The organism is Prevotella sp. E13-27, assembly GCF_023217965.1.
Classification (GTDB): Bacteria; Bacteroidota; Bacteroidia; order Bacteroidales; family Bacteroidaceae; genus Prevotella.
This window is the reverse complement of sequence record NZ_JALPSC010000001.1, coordinates 898,305-915,713: the sequence shown is the minus strand read 5'-3', so window position 1 is coordinate 915,713 and position 17,409 is coordinate 898,305. Positions and strand designations below refer to the sequence as shown.

Below are 17,409 nucleotides of genomic sequence, written 5' to 3'. Positions count from 1 at the left end.
GGTATGAAGAAAATCTTTGTTCTACTAACGATAGCGGTATCGCTCTTCTCGTGTGGCAATGGTCGGAAGACCACTGTCCGCGAGGAGGGCGATACCCTCTCTTTCAAGTATGCCCGTCTCATCGAGGTGGTGCGCTATGCCGACCATACCGAGGTGAACATCAAGAACCCATGGAAGGAAGGTAAGACACTCCATCGCTACTACTTCGTGCCCTCTGCCGAAACAACACAGCAGGCTGTTGATGACGGAATGACCTTGGTGCGTGTGCCATTACAGCGAAGCGTGGTCTTCACGAGTGTACATGCAGCTCTTTTAGGTCAGCTCGACGCTGGCAGTCAGGTCACAGGCGTGGCAGACCTGAAGTATATGAAGGTGCCTTATATCCAAGAAGGGGTGAAGGCAGGTCGCATCATAGACTGTGGCGACGGAATGAGTCCAGTCATAGAGAAAATCATAGATGCTGATGCTGATGCCATCCTGCTGTCACCTTTCGAGAACTCGGGCGGTTACGGTAAGCTGGAGGATATTGATATTCCGCTCATAGAGTGTGCTGAGTATATGGAGCAGTCGCCACTAGCTCGTGCAGAGTGGATTCGTTTCTACGGTATGCTATATGGTCATGAGCGCGAAGCTGACTCGCTGTTTGCCATCGTTGACAGCAGCTACCATGCACTGAAGGAGATGGTGAAGACATCCACAACAATGCGTTCGGTGCTGATGGACAAGCAGACTGGCTCTGTGTGGTATGTGCCTGGAGGACAGTCCACCATAGGACAGATGCTCAGCGATGCACGTTGCGTATATCCCTTTGCCTCCGACAAGCGTAGCGGTTCGCTCGCCATGCCTTTTGAGTCGATGCTGGAGAAATGTGGCGAAGCCGATGTGTGGCTTTTCCGTTATGATGCTCCACAGCCCATCACCCGTAAGCAGCTATTAAGCGAACAGCCTGGCTATAAGCAGTTGAATCCTGCCAAGACGGGCGAGCTCTATGGTTGCAATGTCACAACGTCAATGTTCTATGAGGAATCGCCTTTCCGTCCCGACCTATTGTTACAGGACTTCATACAAATACTGCACCCCGATATAACAAACTTGCCACCATTACGTTATTATCATAAAGTGGGACCCACCCCAACCCTCCCCAGGGGAGGGAGCTTAGAATGACGAAGACGAAGTTTTTTTTCATTATTGGCACCTCGCTCGTTGTGTTGCTTTTTGCCTTGTGCCTAGTGACGGGATCAATAAGGATTCCTGTTGCCGACGTATTACGCATACTTTGTGGTGACGACGAAGGCATCAAGGCATCGTGGCGATACATAGTCCTGGAGAGCCGACTGCCACAGGCAATAACGGCACTGCTCTGCGGAGGGGCGCTGGCGGTGAGCGGACTGATGTTGCAGACAGCATTTCGCAACGCCTTGGCAGACCCAAGCATCTTCGGCATATCAAGTGGTGCCGGACTGGGTGTGGCGCTCGTCATGTTGCTCCTTGGCGGAAGCATTGGTGCCGGCTCAGTGAGTCTCAGTGGCTATGTGGCTATAATCCTTGCTGCGTTTGTGGGAGCTATGGCTGTCATGGCGATAATCTTTTTCTTCTCTACTGTGGTGAGAAGCAATGTCATGCTGCTCATCATAGGCATAATGATAGGCTATGTGTCAAGCTCGGCCATCTCGTTGTTGCAGTTCTTTGCTACCGACGAGGGTGTGAAATCCTATATGGTTTGGGGAATGGGAACGTTTGGCGGCGTATCAATGGGACACATGCCCATCTTCGCAACCTTTACCCTGTTGGGTATTATAGCATCGCTGCTGCTCATAAAACCTCTCAACGCGCTGTTGCTTGGCGACCGCTACGCAGAGAATCTTGGTGTATCAGTATATAGGGTGCGCAACATGCTGCTCGTCGTGACGGGATTGCTCACTGCCATAACCACCGCTTTCTGTGGTCCCATATCATTTATTGGTCTTGCGGTGCCCCATATGGCGCGTCTGCTGCTGCATACAGACAATCATCGTGTGCTGATGCCTGCCACCATTCTTTGCGGCTCGGTTGTTGCACTGTTGTGTAACATCGTTTGTTTCCTTCCTGGAGAGAGTGGGGTAATACCACTCGGGGCTGTAACACCGCTGATGGGTGCTCCAGTCATTATCTATGTAATAAGTAAGGGAAGAAACTGATTTATAATAGACCACAACGGATTACACGGATTTTGCGGATTCTCTAAGTTGCTTATCAGCAGGTTTTAAATCCGTAAAATCCGTGTAATTCGTTGTTTCTAATATATTGTAACTACGCTTTCAGTCGGGCACAGAACTCTGGCGACACATAGTTGTTGATGCTGCGGCATACTTCTGCTGAGAACTGCATGCCGTAATCTATGAGACTGTCCCACTGCTCGGGTGTGAGTCCGCGGTCAATATCTTCGCGTGTTACGTTCTCGTGGATGAGTCCATAGACAAAGCCTGCGTTGAAGTTGTCGCCAGCACCGATGGTGCTCACCACCTCGCCATCTACAGGCTTTACTAGGTATTGGCGTGCAAAACCTCCTTCGGCACGAACCTCAAGAGGCAGGGCACCGCGTGTATATATGAACTTCTTAGTGTAGAACGAAATCTCTGAACGATAGACAGAATCGGCATCTTTCTTGCCATACATGATGTCGAAGTCCTCGTCTGAACCGCGAACGATGTCGGCAAGCTCAAGATTCTCAATGATGTTAGGGGTGACACGCAGCATGTCATCTTTGTGAGATGCACGGTAGTTGAGATCATAATAGAGGATGGCACCCTGCTCATGAGCATACTTAAGGAACGCATATACCTGAGGGCGCACAACAGGATTAATAGCAAAGAACGAGCCGTAAACTACAACGTCGCCCTCTTTTATGTCGGAGCATGTTATCTCTATCTGGTCGTGAGGATGATCCTTATAGAATATGTAGTCGGCGTTGTTATTCTCGTCGAGGAAAGCCAGTGACAGAGGCGATTTAGAGTTATGATACATACAAATGCCGCTGTCGTCAACACCATTCTCCCGCAGGAATCTCTTCACCCATTCGCCCACACGGTCGTTGCCAGTCTCACTTATGAAACAAGCAGGAATGCCGGCACGTCCCAATGATATTATCGCATTGAAAGCCGATCCGCCAGGAACTGCCTTTATGGGCTGCTCGCCCTTGAAAATAATGTCGAGAACGGTCTCACCAATACCTATTACACGTCGCATATTATTTTTTATCTCTATTGTTTTTTTATTTTGGCTTGCAAAGGTAATTGTTTTGATTGTAATAATAGGTGCTTATCTCAAAAAACTCAATTATACAGTACAAAATAACTGTTTTTATGAGATTATTATGGCATAATAGTTGTGCTTACAATAAATTTTCATACCTTTGCCCGGTACGTGGCTTTATGGCTGCGCAACGTTTGTTGATTGAAGGAATAAATCTGATTTTTTACTATGGAAATAAATCATCTTATGAATAAAGCTACAAAGACATTGTTTCTTCCTATGGCTTTTCTTTTCGCTGTTGTAGCAGCCTATGCCCAGGGACCTAACAATACCGGTGTTTACTATTCCACTGCCAACGGAAAGAGCGGTGCAGAATTGAAGACAGCTCTTTTCAATATTATCAAAAACCCTGATGTGGTGAGCTATAACGGACTTATCGACGCCTATGAAAAGACCGACACACGTCCCGACGGCTACGTGCGCGACTGGTACTCCAATGCCACATCTTATCGTCATGGCACAGATACCGGTGGCTATAATAAGGAAGGCGACTCTTACAATCGTGAGCATACAGTGCCACAGAGCTGGTTCAATGAGGCAAAACCCATGAAGTCCGACATTGTCCATGTGGTGCCTACCGATGGCTATGTCAACAACCGCCGCAGCAGTTATCCCTTTGGCGAGGTGGGCAGTGTCACCTATGCGTCGAAAAACGGTTACTGCAAGCTTGGCTCATGCGTAACCAGCGGATATAGCGGCACTGTGTTTGAGCCCAACGATGAGATAAAGGGCGACATAGCACGTATTTATTTCTATATGGTCACATGCTATGAAGACAGAGCTATATCATGGGGACATAGCGTGTTCTCCAACAATAAGGCGCAGGGACTTGAGCAGTGGACACTCGACATGATGATGCGCTGGTCAAAGCAGGATCCTGTCGATGAAGTGGAGAAGGCACGCAACAATGCCGTGCAGGAAGTGCAGGGCAACCGCAATCCGTTTGTCGATTATCCTGGATTGGAAGACTATATATGGGGCACACTCAAGACATCTTCATTCAGTTATGACAACTATGCCGGCGGCAGTGGAGGAGGACCTGTTACCACCATTGCGCAGCCTGTGTTCAATCCTCAGGGAGGTTCTTTTCTTGATAGTGTAAAAGTAAGCATTACTACCACCACTACCGATGCTACTATCTACTATACCACCGACGGCAGTGCTCCTTCAACGAGCAGTACTCAATACTCATCGCCGTTGACTTTCACCAAGACCACAGTCCTGAAAGCCATAGCTGTGAAGGGTAATGACAAGAGCAGTGTCAGCGAGGCAACATATGTTATAAGTGATGGTGGCGGTTCTGCTGTTAATCCTGTGAACAGTGTTATAGAACTGAAAAACAGTTTCTTCAATGTGCCCTATACCGGTACAGTGAAGAGTTCTATTACCACAGATTTCGTAGGAACCCAAGACGGCATAACCGTTACTTATGCTTTAGGCGAAGGTAATCAGCGATACATTAACGACAGTCAGATACGTCTCTATCCTAACAATAAGCTTACGCTGAGCGTTCAGACGGGTGCCATACGCCAAGTGGAGTTTACCATTGCCAAGAGTTCCAGCAATGAGTTGCAGGCATCGAAAGGTACAGTCAACGAACTGAAATGGACAGGCAATGAGAAGAGCATAACGTTCACTGTAAGTGGTAACAGCGGAAACCTGCAGCTTACCACAGCATCTGTGACAGTAGAAACAGGCAACACTGGTATAGCAGAAACCATCGTTGCAAATGGCAAGCAGACTGTTTGCTACGACCTTCAGGGACGTCGCATAAAGAATCCTGTAAGAGGACTGTATGTAGTAAATGGCAAAAAGCTTTTCTTGAAATAGAAAAGCAGTTATGTGTAAAACTGAGGATAATGCTTATGCCGCAGATGAATGAGGAGACGCGCCGCTATATAGAGGCGAACCTCGATGCCGACGTGAGGCGACTGGCTCTCAATGGCAGCCGCGATGAAGCGGTGGATATGCAATTGGCGCTACAGCAGATTGCCGGCAGACAGACAGCACGGCGCAAGTTGCCTTCATGGGCGGCTCTGCCCAACATTCTCTATCCTCAGCATCTTGGCATGGAACAGTGTTCCAGTGAGCAGACAGCACGCTACAAGCAATCGGTATGCCGTAGCTTGTTATCCTCTTTATCATCCGCACAAGCCACTATGCTCGTTGACCTCACAGGTGGTTTTGGTGTTGACTTCTCATTCCTTGCACCATTGTTCCGTCGTGCTGTTTATGTGGAACGACAGGAAGTACTTTGCCAGTTGGCACGCCACAACTTCGCTGTGCTGGGCGTTAATGCCGAGGTGGTGTGTGGCAATGGCGAGGACATGCTTCATCAGTTGGAAGAGCATGTTACAATGATATTCCTCGACCCTGCCCGTCGCGATACTAATGGGGCGCGTACCTATGGCATAAGCGACTGTACCCCCGACGTGCTCACGCTTCTCGACGAGCTGTTGCAGAAGGCTGACTTTGTCATGCTGAAGCTGTCGCCCATGCTCGACTGGCGTAAGACGGTCAGCGACTTAGGCGAGAAGTGGGTGAGGGAAGTGCATATCGTTTCCACAGGCGGCGAATGTAAGGAATTGCTGCTGGTGCTGTCGGCAAACGGCAGTGAGCAGCCCTTGCGCCTTGTGTGCATAAACGATGAGCAAGTATTTGAATCAGCGAATACTCATCTCGCCCAAACCGTCCCTACAGCCCATTCTTCCTATCAGCTTCATGAGCTCCCTCAGACTTTCCTTTATGAGCCAAATGCCTCTGTGATGAAAGCCGGTTGTTTTGCCGAGCTGCAGGAGCGTTTTGGCGTTGCTCAGCTGTCGCAGAACAGCCATCTGTTTGTGTCAAATGGAGAGGTGGAAGATTTCCCCGGCAGGTCGTTCCGCGTAGTAGCCGTGTCAACCATGAACAAGCGCGAGCTGAAAGAAAAGATAGCACCGCTGAAACAGGCAAATATCACCGTGCGTAACTTCCCACTATCAGTGGCCGAGTTGCGCAAGCGGCTGAAAATAAGCGAGGGCGGCAGCAACTATATCTTTGCTACCACCCTCGCCAACGGGGACCATGTCCTTATAATTTGTGAGCGTCTTTAGTCTTTAGTCTATAATCTATAGTCTATAATCTATAGTCTAAAACCTCTATAGTCAAAAACTATTTAACGAGCTCCTGTACTTCCTTCTGACGTATAACAGCCTTCTTCACCTTGTGCATAACGGTCTTCTCAACCTCATACTCTTCCATTGAGGTGATCTTGAAGGTACCCTCACCGGTGATGATAACGCAACGGTTCTTGTCGTTGTCCTCTGGGAATGGCTGAACAGCGTCACCCTTTGAGTCGGTCTTGAGGCGCTTTGCATCAAGTCCGTACTCGTTGACGAGCTTCTTTGCAACGTCATCGGCACGTTTCTTAGCGAACTTCTTGTTAGACTTAGCTGAGCCAGTGCCCTTGTCGGCATAGCCTGTGATGGTGAATGTAGCGTCGTCGCTGGTCTTCATCATCTCAGCAGCCTCCTTGATGGCTGCGTCAATGCCAGATGCCTTGTCTGCATCGCTCTCAGCAAGCTTGAAGAATACATACTTCTTCATTGTTGTCTTCTCCATACGGGTAACAGGACGAGTCTTCTTCTCCTTAACAACCATAGGCTCCTCAACCTCTACGCTGTCAATATACTCAACAATCTTTGTGATGTATTTTGGAGCAGGTGTGTGATACTTGTGGTTGAAACGGTATGAGAGACCAAGCATGGCTGTAAACTGCCAGTCATCAGCATCATTGGTCTTAGAGTTGAAACGGTCGTTGAGTGAGTTGGCGTCAACCTCAAGAGAAACACCGAAAGGCTTTGTTACGTTAGTCTCAAGACGCAGACCTGCACGGAGGTTGTGGCTCAGAAGATTCTTGTTCCATGCAAGAGGCACATTGTTTGGAGAGACGTTGAGATCCTTGAACTCTTTGTTGTCCCAAGCAATGTTAAGACCTACACCACCGAGGATGATGACGTTAAGTGCGTGGCTGCCTGACTTTGAAGTTGCAAAGAGGTTTGTCAGGTTAAGCATCAGGTCAACATCAGGTGTGATGTACTTCCACTGGTAGTACTTCTCTGTGTCGCTGAAGCCGCCCTTTGCCTGCCAACCATTGACATGCAGACGTGCACCGACAACGGGAGTGAAGTAGTGACCGAAAGAGAGACCTACGGTAGGTGTGAGGAGTTTGTCCATCTTAGCATCGGTAGTAGTGAGCTGAAGACCGCCCTGAGCTTCTACGAATGAATAAGATACGAGCTCTTTTTCCTGTGCCTGTGCAGCACCAGAGAGCAACATGGCAAGAGCTGCCGTTGCAAGGAATTTTTTGTTTTTCATTACTCTAGAGTTTTGTTTTTATTATTGTTTTTCGATCAAAAAAGTCAATTAAGGCTTTCGTACGTGTTGAAAAGTGTGCTGCAAAGATACAAACATTTTTTGAATATTCATATTTTTTCTAAAAAAACACTACTTTTTCTGAATCTTTCTAATAAAATGCTTAACTTTGCACGATTTTAAATCGGAAAAACTCAATTATCATGTCAGTAGAAATTAAGAAAGTATCTTCTAAGAAAGATCTGGACGATTTTATACAGCTTCACTACGACCTATATCGTGGAAATAAGTACGATGCGCCCAATCTTTACAGTGACGAGATTGAAACACTCAGTAAAGATAAGAACCCGGCATTTGAGTTCTGTGAGGCAGAATATTTCTTGGCTTACAAGGACGGTAAGCTTGTAGGACGTGTGGCAGGCATCATCAATCGCCGTTACAATGAACAGTGGAACCGTCCATGCGTGCGTTTCGGATGGATAGACTTCATTGATGACAAAGAAGTGTCGGCAGCACTGTTGAAGGCTGTTGAAGACTGGGGCCGTGAGAAAGGCATGAAAGAAATAATTGGCCCGCTCGGCTTTACCGACATGGATCCCGAGGGTATGCTCACAAAGGGCTTTGAAGAGCTTGGCACCATGGCAACCATCTATAACTATCCGTACTATCCTGAGCACATGGAGCAGATGCCGGGATACGAGAAGGATAACGACTATGTGGAATATAAGGTGTTCGTGCCAAAGGAGGGAATGCCAGAGAAGTTCAAGCGCGTGTCAGAGTTGACTATGCAGCGCTATAACCTGCACTGTCCTAAGCTCACAACCGAAATGATTACTGGTCCACAACAGTATGGTAAGAAGGTATTCAATGTGGTAAATAAGACTTTTGCCAACCTCTACGGATACTCGCAGATGACCGATAAGCAGATTGAAGAGTATGTGGATAAGTATTTTAAGTTCATCTCGCTGGACATGCTTTGTGTCATTGAGGACTGGAACACGCCCGATCATGATGTGGTAGGAGTGGGCATAACAATACCCTCGCTTACACGCGCCCTGCAGAAGTGTCGCAATGGACGCCTGTTCCCCTTCGGGTGGTGGTATCTGTTGAGAGCTCTGAAGTTCCATAAGACAGACATTGTAGATTTGCTACTCATTGGCGTGCTGCCAGAATACAGGTCAAAGGGTGCCAATGCATTGCTGTTCTACCATCTGATACCTGTTTATCAGAAATACGGATTCAAGTGGGGCGAGAGCCATGTGCACATGGAAAGCAACACTGCCGTACAGCAGCAATGGCAATATTATGAGAACGAACAGCATAAGCGTCGTCGCTGTTACAAAAAAGCGCTATAATGTAAAGTACATATTGCAATGTGACGTTTCGAAAGTTAATGAATGTGGATTGAGGTTGCTCAGTCCACATTTTTTGTGTGTAAACATTTGCATATTAATTATTTTATAGTAACTTTGTGCCCTAAATACGCGTGTGCGTACTTAATATTAAGTATTCTTTAGCGGATTGCAACCGCTTTGTTTCCTTTGAAAACAGCCTGTGAAGGCGGGGCTAAAAGCTTGATTAAATCTAAAAACTATTTTATAATTAATTTTAATTTCAACAACTTATGTGGTTAATCAATTCATCAATTGGTAGAAAAGTTGTAATGTCCGTAACGGGTATTGCGCTCATTCTGTTCCTGACCTTCCATGGTTGCATGAACGTGGTGGCGCTCTTCTCGGGAGAGGCTTACAACATGATTTGCGAATTCCTGGGTGCCAACTGGTATGCTGTTGTAGCAACAGCAGGCCTGGCTTTCCTGGCAGTATGTCACATCGTCTATGCCTTCATACTGACGGCACAGAACCGTAGCGCACGCGGAACAAGCCGCTACGAGGTGTCAACACAGGTTAATCCTGGAAAGGTAGAGTGGGCATCTAAGAACATGCTCGTGCTGGGTCTCGTCATCTGTATTGGTTTGCTAGTTCACCTGTGGAACTTCTGGTACAACATGATGTTTGCAGAGATTGTTGGTGCTATGCCAGCTATTAGTCCTACTGATGGTTTCGAGTGGATTAAGGTAACATTCTCTAATCCTGTATTCGTAGCTATCTACATCGTATGGCTTCTTGCCATCTGGTTCCACCTCACTCACGGATTCTGGTCAGCTATGCAGACCCTCGGTCTGAATGGTAAGACATGGTTCTGCCGTTGGAAGGTTATAGGCATCACTTATGTGACAGTGCTCATGCTCGCTTTCCTCGTTGTTGTTTTGGGCTTCTTCTTCGAGTGTGCTCCAAGCCTCTGTCAGGAGAATTGCTGCAAGGCTCAGACTGAGTGCGTGATGCAGGCTCCTTGCGAGAAGGCACAGGCAGGTTGCTGCGAAGAGCAGAAGGCTGAGGGCTGCGATGCTGAAAAGGCATGCAAGTGTGAGGAGTGCAAGTGCGATCCATGCCAGTGCGCTGAGAAAGAAGGCTGCAAGTGCGAGGAGTGCAAGTGCGAAGACTGCAAGTGCTAAATAGTTTAATTGTAAAATCGTAAAATACTATATACAACTATGGCAAAAGTATTAGATTCAAAGATTCCTGCAGGACCAGTGCCTGAGAAATGGAAGGAATATAAAGCTCATCAGCGTCTTGTTAACCCAAAGAACAAGCTGAAGCTCGACGTTATCGTCGTTGGTACCGGTCTGGCAGGCGCTTCTGCAGCTGCTTCACTCGGTGAGATGGGATTCAACGTTATCAACCTGTGCATTCAGGACTCACCACGCCGTGCTCACTCTATCGCAGCTCAAGGTGGTATCAACGCCGCAAAGTGCTATCAGAACGATGGTGACTCTGTTTACCGTCTGTTCTACGACACTGTAAAGGGTGGTGACTATCGTGCTCGCGAGGCTAATGTTTATCGTTTGGCTGAGGTTTCAAACAATATTATCGACCAGTGCGTGGCTCAGGGCGTACCTTTCGCTCGTGAGTACGGTGGCATGCTGGCAAACCGTTCATTCGGTGGTGCTCAGGTAAGCCGCACATTCTATGCAAAGGGTCAGACAGGTCAGCAGCTGTTGCTCGGTGCTTACTCTTCTCTCTCTGCACAGGTACAGGCTGGCAAGGTGAAGCTCTATACTCGTTACGAGATGGAGGACGTAGTCATTGTTGACGGTCGTGCTCGTGGTATCATTGCAAAGAACCTCGTAACAGGTAAGCTGGAGCGCTTCTCAGCTAACGCTGTTGTTATCGCTACTGGTGGTTACGGAAACACATACTTCCTCTCTACCAACGCTATGGGCTGTAACTGTACAGCTGCCGTTCAGTGCTATCGTAAGGGCGCTATGTTCGCAAACCCATCTTACGTGCAGATTCACCCAACATGTATCCCTGTTCACGGTGACAAGCAGTCTAAGCTGACTCTGATGTCTGAGTCACTGCGTAACGATGGTCGTATCTGGGTACCAAAGAAGATTGAGGATGCTAAGAAGCTTCAGAAGGGCGAGATGCAGCCTTGGGAGATTGCCGAGGAAGATCGCGACTACTACTTGGAGCGCCGCTATCCTGCATTCGGTAACCTGGTTCCTCGTGACGTGGCTTCACGTGCTGCTAAGGAGCGTTGCGACAAGGGCTTCGGTGTAAACAACACTGGTCTGGCCGTTTATCTTGATTTCTCTGAGTCAATCAACCGTCTGGGCATCGATGTTATCATGCAGCGCTATGGTAACCTCTTCGAGATGTACGAGGAGATCACCGACGTATTCCCAGGTGAGCTGGCTAACGAAATCAATGGCGTGAAGTACTACAAGCCAATGATGATCTATCCTGCTATCCACTACACTATGGGTGGTATCTGGGTTGACTACGAGCTGCAGACCACTATCCCCGGTCTGTTCGCTATCGGTGAGTGTAACTTCTCTGACCACGGTGCTAACCGTCTGGGTGCTTCTGCTCTGATGCAGGGCCTGGCCGATGGTTACTTCGTACTGCCTTACACCATCCAGAACTACTTGGCTGACCAGTCTATCTGGGGTAAGATATCTACCGACCTGCCTGAGTTCGCTGAGGCTGAGAAGAAGGTTGACGCTGAGATGGATCGTCTGCTCAACATCAAGGGTAAGCGCTCTGTTGACAGCCTGCACAAGGAACTCGGTCACATCATGTGGGAGTATGTAGGCATGGGTCGCACAGCTGAAGGCCTGAAGACTGGTCTGAAGAAGATGCACGACCTCGAGAAGGAGTTCGACACCAACCTCTTCGTTCCAGGAACTAAGGAAGGTCTGAACATTGAGCTCGACAAGGCTATCCACCTCCGTGACTTCTTCACCATGGGTCAGCTCGTAGCTTTCGATGCCCTCTCTCGTAACGAGTCTTGCGGCGGTCACTTCCGTGAGGAGTACCAGACCGAAGAAGGCGAGGCTAAGCGCGATGACGAGCACTACTTCTACGTAGGCTGCTGGGAGTACAAAGGCAAGGGCAACGAGCCTGAACTCTCTAAGGAGCCCTTGGAGTACGAGGCAATTAAGGTACAAACCCGTAACTATAAGAATTAATGTTGAGTTTGGTGCTGTGTCACAGCATCCTCAAAACCTTACACAATTATGGCAAGAAATATTTCATTTACAATAAAGTTCTGGCGCCAGAACGGCCCCAAGGACCAGGGTCACTTCGACACCCACGAGATGCACGACATCCCCGGCGATACCTCGTTCCTCGAGATGCTCGACATCCTCAACGAAGAGTTAATCAATGAGGGCAAAGAGCCCTTCGTGTTCGACCACGACTGCCGCGAGGGTATCTGCGGTATGTGCTCGCTCTACATCAACGGTACTCCTCACGGACGTACAGAGCGCGGTGCTACCACATGTCAGCTCTACATGCGCCGCTTCAACGATGGCGACGTCATCACTGTAGAGCCATGGCGCTCAGCTGCCTTCCCCGTAATCAAGGACTGTATGGTTGACCGCTATGCCTTCGACAAGATTATCCAGGCTGGTGGCTACACATCCATCCGCACAGGTCAGGCTCAGGATGCCAACGCTATCCTCATTCCTAAGGAAGATGCCGATGAGGCAATGGACTGCGCTACATGTATCGGTTGCGGCGCTTGCGTTGCAGCATGTAAGAACGGTTCTGCTATGCTCTTCGTATCGTCTAAGGTATCTCAGCTCGCTCTGCTTCCACAGGGTAAGATTGAGGCTGCCCGCCGCGTGAAGAACATGATTGCTAAGATGGACGAGCTCGGCTTCGGTAACTGCACCAACACTCGCGCCTGCGAGGCTGTATGTCCTAAGAACGAGACCATCGCTAACATCGCTCGCCTGAACCGCGAGATGATCAAGGCAAAGCTCGCTGATTAAGGCAAATCGCTGACTAAGGTTACACCTTATTATATAAAGAGCGCCGCAAGGATTAGCCTGCGGCGCTCTTTGTTTTGCATGTCTCTTTATCTTGTCCTGCATGTTGCTGTGTCACAGCAACAAACTCCACAGCAACAAACTCTTCGCTCACCACTCGCAAATAGCCCTTGCCATTTCGTTCAGCTCCAGACACTGCCCCCTCTTTATCGTTATCTTTTCATTATGGTGCTCCCAAGGTGCCAAGATTAATAGCTGCCCTCTGGCGCAAGCAACCATACGCTTGCCTCCTGGCTTTGCCAAGTCCGTAAAGCCGTTTTCCTGCAGATAGACTAGTGGTAGTCCCTCCTCAAAAACCGCCCTCATTATAGTTTTCTCCCCCTTTGAGATAGCAGGCGATACCAAAATAGCTCCTTGTCTTGCAGCCTTAAGACATTCATTTGTCTTAATCTGTAAATCGCTCTCGCTGATGCTTCTTGAGCATTGTACCTGTATTTTTAGTGGCCTTTCCAATAAGAAACGATTGCCGATGGCAGAGAAAGAAAAACCTGCATAGTTAAGCCCCCTCTGCACACGAAAGAGGTCTGGATTCTCGCGTTTCATCAACAATCGTCTAGGGTTGTCCTTGAGATAGTTAAGCCATCGCTCAAGCTGCCCATCTCTTAGCAGTATCTGGTCGTTGAAGCCTTTCGCAAACAAAAGCCCGTTCTCGCGGCTCTGACCTGCATGTTGCTGTGCTGAAGCAACAAACACCACAGGCATCACCTCTCTGAACGTCTTGTTGCAGGCTTGCTTCACTCCCAGCAGTACCTTGCCCAAAGGCTTCTCCATCTTTTCTGTTACAAAAAGAATAGCGTGCAGATGATCAGGCATCATCTGTAGGGCCACAACCTTTATTTCCTGATGATAACTACTGATGGTTAGCCATATTCTTTTCACAGCCTCACCCAAAGGCGACAGTTCAATATGAGGAGCTTCTGGCGACGGCTCTTCGACATCACTTCTCCCCACCACTTTTCCAAAAAGTAGCTTTCGTTCCTCCGTCACCATAGTTATCATGTACATCCTTCGCGCTGTGTAGTCGTTATCTACACAGCGTCGCTTCATCGAGGCTTTCTTCTCACCCGCAAATGCCTTTTGACTTTCAAACGTTCTTCTATCCATAGCGTAATAATTGCAAAAATACAACTTTTTCCTATCATCGTTTCATTATTCAAAAAGATTTCGTATATTTGCCAACAGAATTTAAATCAACAGGAAGTTAAACCCTTTAAATAATTTTGCCAATGATATAGAAAATAACGAAAAAGTTACGCTAACCGACCTTCTGTTACAAGGCTTAGCTTTGCAGGGTCACAGAGAATATATAACACAATAATTAACTTACAGATTAGCGTTTCTGTTCGTACTTATACATAGATATTGAGCTTTTAGCTCTTGTTCTTGAGATTCGAATACCGCCAATTTTCGCACAAAGAGAACAAGTAACTGAAGGTTCACGTTCAATGGGCGTGAACTGTTCATGCTTGTTTTTGTGCAGGTCACTTGGCGGTAACCGGAATCTCGATAAGCATTGAACGGTTCCGCCTTTTTTTATTCTATCTAAAACATGCGACCAAACAGCTTTCTTAAAGTAACTATCCTGTTCCTTTCACTATTCTGTATCCAGTTACAAAGTGTTGCACAAAGCATTGACGATGTACTGAAGAAACCACAATTAAAGGTATTGGATATTGGAAACAGTTATACAGATGATGCCACAGCCATGCTTAAACTGCTCACTCAAGCAAACCAGATGGATGTAAGTGACATGTGTCTCTATAAAGCTACAAGAGGTAGTGGGTCTTTTAAGAGTTGGTATTACCTCTATCATGATAATGATTATCAAAAATACTCTATTTCAAAGGTGTTGGGCGGTATCAAAGCCAATATATCAACAGGAACAGGTGAACCCAACGACGGTGCCCTCTTTAGAGAGGCATTGACAGACGAAAAATGGGATATTATCTTGATTCACCAATTAAGCACCTTTGCTCCCTATTACGACAAATGGAAAGGGACAGGAAATGAAGGTTATCTGAACGAACTCCTGTCGCTTATCAAGGAACAACAGCCGCAAGCCAAGATTGGTTTTCTGCTTGTTCACAGCTACTGGGACAATTATAGCGGAAACAATGAAAAGTCATCCCTCTTGCGATGGGAATTAATAGCTAATTCCGTGAAGAGACTCTGCGAGGAATATCCAATAGATTTGGTCATTCCTTACGGCACAGCCATTGAAAACCTCCGTAGTAGTTCGCTCAACAATGAGTACGACCTAACACAAGACGGTATTCATTGTGGGTTGGGCCTGGCCAGATATACTGCCGCATGCTGCTACTACGAGTCTCTGTTGGCACCAAGGAGCGGGATAACCGTCTTAGGCAATCCGGCACGATATGACGCATCAAATGATGAAAGCACTTACCCGGCCGTTAGTGTGACCGATGACAATGCCCTCATTGCCCAAAGGGCTGCAGTGTTGGCCACTAAGAACTATATTGAGTGTGTCAATCCTGAAGATGTGATGACCTCAATAGACGGTTTAGATGGTTCTACATTTCCCTGCTCTAATAATACCTCTATCTATCATGTCGGGGGAAGCCGTATCAAGACATACCAACGCGGCATAAACATTATTAAACTTAATAATTGCAAGACCATCAAGATAATCAAATAGATTGATGGCAACAACTACCCCGTCTGGCGGGATGTTACGCAATTACGGACGTTCCGTCAGATTTGTAATTTTTATTGTTGCTGTCCGCTAAAAGTTAAACAAGGAAAAAGTTATTTTATAGTTGAAGAATTTATGTTTGCGGGCCGTAAACTTATGTTCGCGGGCCGTAAACATAAGTTCAAGGGCTGTAAACATAAGTTTACAGTGCGTAAACATAAAATTTACTGTAGTATTAAAAGATTTTAAACTTATAGAACCAACTTTTTTATTTAGAGGGCTTGACTTTTTAGAAAAAGTATCCGCAATGCCTGTTTATCGGCACTGCGGACACATGAATTATCGCTTTTCAACTATTAGCTGATAGAAATAATAATAGTGGCGGCTCCATGAGAAAGCCACCATTATTTTTTAGATTATCCATAAGGATTCTGTTACTAATCTATCACGCGATACCGGCCGCTTAGATGCATGAAGGCAAAGAGACGGAGCAGACCATCGTAGTAAGCATCGAAATAGCCATCGTCGAAGGGTTCGTGGCGCGCATTCCAAAGGGCATCCACGAACGCTTTTCTTTTCTCGTGCTGACACATCACAGAGGCAGCTGCCAACGTGCTCACAAGGCCGATGCTGTGGCGTAGCTTGCGGAAGCCGCCTGCTTGCAGAATCTCGTCACCCTCAGGCAGTGAGCCATCAACACGATACTGATCGACAAATGTGTTGACACCCTGACTGAAGAAGAAATCCTGGATCTTTTCACCATACTGGCGCTGCCAGAGACTGTCGGTGCCGCTCCACTCATAGTCGAGGGCCATGTTCATTGGCACGCGCCACGAGTCATAGCGGAAGTTTGAGCCTCCGTTACGACGACCTCCGAAGCCTTCGAGCATCGTACCGTCATAGTTGCAAAGGTCTGGGTTCAACCCAGTATTTTCATTTATGACCTTATGCATGAACTCACGACTTTTCTCGGCGTAGAAGAGCTAGTAGTCGGAGCGGTCGTCGTCGGCATACTTAGCCCACACCTCATAGAAGGCGGGGATGTGATAGCTGGGGTCTGTGAAACGCTGTCCGAAGCCATCGGGCGTGAATGTAATAAGGTGGGTCTCGGGGTCTATGAGATAGGCCATGCCAGAAGAAGGTGGCATACCTGGTCGCTGTGGTCTTGGTCGCTCATCTTTGAATGCACGAGGCTGTATACAGTCCAGAATATGCTGTGCCTCAGCCTTGTAGTCAATGCCCGTATCATTGCCCCATCGGTTGGAGGCAAAGAGCAGGGCAGTGATGAAATAGAGCTCGCCGTCGCTGGCAGCACCCTCTGCCTGATGGGTACCGTCGGTCTTGCAACTCCATGCGAAATAGCCCTCGCGCTGTCCCTCCTGATGCTGCATGTAATGCTTACTCCATCGCCACAGTCGGTCGAATATGTCTTTCTCGTCCATCTGTACAGCAATCATCATGCCGTAGGACATGCCCTCGGTACGTGCATCGTGGTTCTTGATGTCGGAGATATAGCCCATGGAATCGCCCACTTCGAAGTACACCTTGTTGGGACCGTGGAACACGTCGTTGAATACTTCCTTAAGCTTGGCATCGACTTCGGCAGGCTGATAGCCCATCTCCACAAATACATTGCGGTATTGGGATGCACTTGCAGCGACAGTCAGCGCAGTCAGCAGTATAAAAAGCAGGAGGGATTTTGTCTTCATGG

13 protein-coding genes and 1 pseudogene are annotated in these 17,409 nt (G+C 47.7%); 9 read left to right on the top strand and 5 right to left on the bottom strand.

Annotation, left to right across the window (positions count from 1 at the left end):
• Nucleotides 1-3: 3 nt before the first annotated feature.
• Nucleotides 4-1,164 (top strand): ABC transporter substrate-binding protein, encoded by a 1,161-nt coding sequence (locus M1L52_RS03920; RefSeq protein WP_248613531.1) that lies wholly within the window; start codon nucleotides 4-6, stop codon nucleotides 1,162-1,164.
• Entirely contained in the window at nucleotides 1,161-2,177 is a 1,017-nt protein-coding gene (locus M1L52_RS03915) for an iron ABC transporter permease (protein ID WP_248613530.1), read from the top strand. The genes M1L52_RS03920 and M1L52_RS03915 overlap by 4 nt, the downstream gene beginning before the upstream one ends.
• Before the next feature lie 112 nt (nucleotides 2,178-2,289).
• Here M1L52_RS03915 and M1L52_RS03910 read toward each other — a convergent pair whose 3' ends face one another.
• Entirely contained in the window at nucleotides 2,290-3,225 is a 936-nt protein-coding gene (locus tag M1L52_RS03910; RefSeq protein ID WP_248613529.1) for a carbohydrate kinase family protein, read from the bottom strand.
• A gap of 252 nt (nucleotides 3,226-3,477) precedes the next feature.
• Between M1L52_RS03910 and M1L52_RS03905 the strand changes: the two genes are divergently transcribed.
• Together M1L52_RS03905 and M1L52_RS03900 are read left to right on the top strand one after the other, a co-directional pair.
• Nucleotides 3,478-5,121 carry an endonuclease gene (locus M1L52_RS03905; protein WP_248613528.1) on the top strand — a complete coding sequence of 548 codons (1,644 nt, stop codon included), beginning with the start codon at nucleotides 3,478-3,480 and terminating at the stop codon, nucleotides 5,119-5,121.
• 35 nt (nucleotides 5,122-5,156) lie between these two features.
• A complete protein-coding gene (locus M1L52_RS03900; RefSeq protein ID WP_317231470.1) occupies nucleotides 5,157-6,383 on the top strand; it encodes a THUMP-like domain-containing protein in 1,227 nt (408 codons plus the stop codon).
• Nucleotides 6,384-6,441: 58 nt separating this feature from the next.
• Here the strand turns inward: M1L52_RS03900 and M1L52_RS03895 are convergent, their stop codons facing one another.
• On the bottom strand, nucleotides 6,442-7,647 hold the full coding sequence (locus tag M1L52_RS03895) for an OmpA family protein (RefSeq protein ID WP_248613527.1): 1,206 nt from the start codon (nucleotides 7,645-7,647) through the stop codon (nucleotides 6,442-6,444).
• Nucleotides 7,648-7,844: 197 nt separating this feature from the next.
• Here M1L52_RS03895 and M1L52_RS03890 point away from each other — a divergent pair, with 197 nt between their 5' ends.
• From M1L52_RS03890 to M1L52_RS03875, 4 genes and pseudogenes are all read left to right on the top strand, one after another.
• A complete protein-coding gene (locus M1L52_RS03890) occupies nucleotides 7,845-8,999 on the top strand; it encodes an N-acetyltransferase (RefSeq protein ID WP_248614566.1) in 1,155 nt (384 codons plus the stop codon).
• Nucleotides 9,000-9,268: 269 nt separating this feature from the next.
• Nucleotides 9,269-9,949: pseudogene (locus M1L52_RS03885) on the top strand (succinate dehydrogenase/fumarate reductase cytochrome b subunit); the annotation flags it as partial.
• A gap of 249 nt (nucleotides 9,950-10,198) precedes the next feature.
• Nucleotides 10,199-12,178, top strand: a complete 1,980-nt coding sequence (locus tag M1L52_RS03880; RefSeq protein WP_248613526.1) for a fumarate reductase/succinate dehydrogenase flavoprotein subunit — start codon at nucleotides 10,199-10,201, stop codon at nucleotides 12,176-12,178.
• Nucleotides 12,179-12,226: 48 nt separating this feature from the next.
• Nucleotides 12,227-12,985 carry a succinate dehydrogenase/fumarate reductase iron-sulfur subunit gene (locus tag M1L52_RS03875; protein WP_248613525.1) on the top strand — a complete coding sequence of 253 codons (759 nt, stop codon included), beginning with the start codon at nucleotides 12,227-12,229 and terminating at the stop codon, nucleotides 12,983-12,985.
• A 147-nt stretch (nucleotides 12,986-13,132) separates the two neighbouring features.
• Here the strand turns inward: M1L52_RS03875 and M1L52_RS03870 are convergent, their stop codons facing one another.
• Complete coding sequence (locus tag M1L52_RS03870; RefSeq protein WP_248613524.1) at nucleotides 13,133-14,146, bottom strand: transposase; 1,014 nt, start codon at nucleotides 14,144-14,146, stop codon at nucleotides 13,133-13,135.
• 445 nt (nucleotides 14,147-14,591) lie between these two features.
• On the opposite strand from M1L52_RS03870, the gene M1L52_RS03865 reads away from it, so the two are divergent.
• The gene (locus tag M1L52_RS03865; protein ID WP_248613523.1) at nucleotides 14,592-15,701 is read left to right on the top strand and encodes a DUF4886 domain-containing protein; all 1,110 of its coding nucleotides are present in this window, start codon (nucleotides 14,592-14,594) and stop codon (nucleotides 15,699-15,701) included.
• Nucleotides 15,702-16,135: 434 nt separating this feature from the next.
• Here the strand turns inward: M1L52_RS03865 and M1L52_RS03860 are convergent, their stop codons facing one another.
• Together M1L52_RS03860 and M1L52_RS03855 are read right to left on the bottom strand one after the other, a co-directional pair.
• Nucleotides 16,136-16,651 carry a hypothetical protein gene (locus M1L52_RS03860; RefSeq protein WP_248613522.1) on the bottom strand — a complete coding sequence of 172 codons (516 nt, stop codon included), beginning with the start codon at nucleotides 16,649-16,651 and terminating at the stop codon, nucleotides 16,136-16,138.
• Between the two features lie 30 nt (nucleotides 16,652-16,681).
• Nucleotides 16,682-17,407, bottom strand: coding sequence for a glycosyl hydrolase family 8 (locus M1L52_RS03855; protein ID WP_248613521.1), 726 nt, complete (start codon nucleotides 17,405-17,407; stop codon nucleotides 16,682-16,684).
• Between the last annotated feature and the right edge of the window lie 2 nt (nucleotides 17,408-17,409).

Coding starts and splice junctions, on each gene's coding strand:
- M1L52_RS03910 (WP_248613529.1), bottom strand. CDS start 3,225: ATGCGACGTGTAATAGGTATTGGTGAGACCGTTCTCGACATTATTTTC.
- M1L52_RS03920 (WP_248613531.1), top strand. CDS start 4: ATGAAGAAAATCTTTGTTCTACTAACGATAGCGGTATCGCTCTTCTCG.
- M1L52_RS03900 (WP_317231470.1), top strand. CDS start 5,157: ATGCCGCAGATGAATGAGGAGACGCGCCGCTATATAGAGGCGAACCTC.
- M1L52_RS03860 (WP_248613522.1), bottom strand. CDS start 16,651: ATGCATAAGGTCATAAATGAAAATACTGGGTTGAACCCAGACCTTTGC.
- M1L52_RS03865 (WP_248613523.1), top strand. CDS start 14,592: ATGCGACCAAACAGCTTTCTTAAAGTAACTATCCTGTTCCTTTCACTA.
- M1L52_RS03895 (WP_248613527.1), bottom strand. CDS start 7,647: ATGAAAAACAAAAAATTCCTTGCAACGGCAGCTCTTGCCATGTTGCTC.
- M1L52_RS03875 (WP_248613525.1), top strand. CDS start 12,227: ATGGCAAGAAATATTTCATTTACAATAAAGTTCTGGCGCCAGAACGGC.
- M1L52_RS03870 (WP_248613524.1), bottom strand. CDS start 14,146: ATGGATAGAAGAACGTTTGAAAGTCAAAAGGCATTTGCGGGTGAGAAG.
- M1L52_RS03915 (WP_248613530.1), top strand. CDS start 1,161: ATGACGAAGACGAAGTTTTTTTTCATTATTGGCACCTCGCTCGTTGTG.
- M1L52_RS03855 (WP_248613521.1), bottom strand. CDS start 17,407: ATGAAGACAAAATCCCTCCTGCTTTTTATACTGCTGACTGCGCTGACT.
- M1L52_RS03880 (WP_248613526.1), top strand. CDS start 10,199: ATGGCAAAAGTATTAGATTCAAAGATTCCTGCAGGACCAGTGCCTGAG.
- M1L52_RS03905 (WP_248613528.1), top strand. CDS start 3,478: ATGAATAAAGCTACAAAGACATTGTTTCTTCCTATGGCTTTTCTTTTC.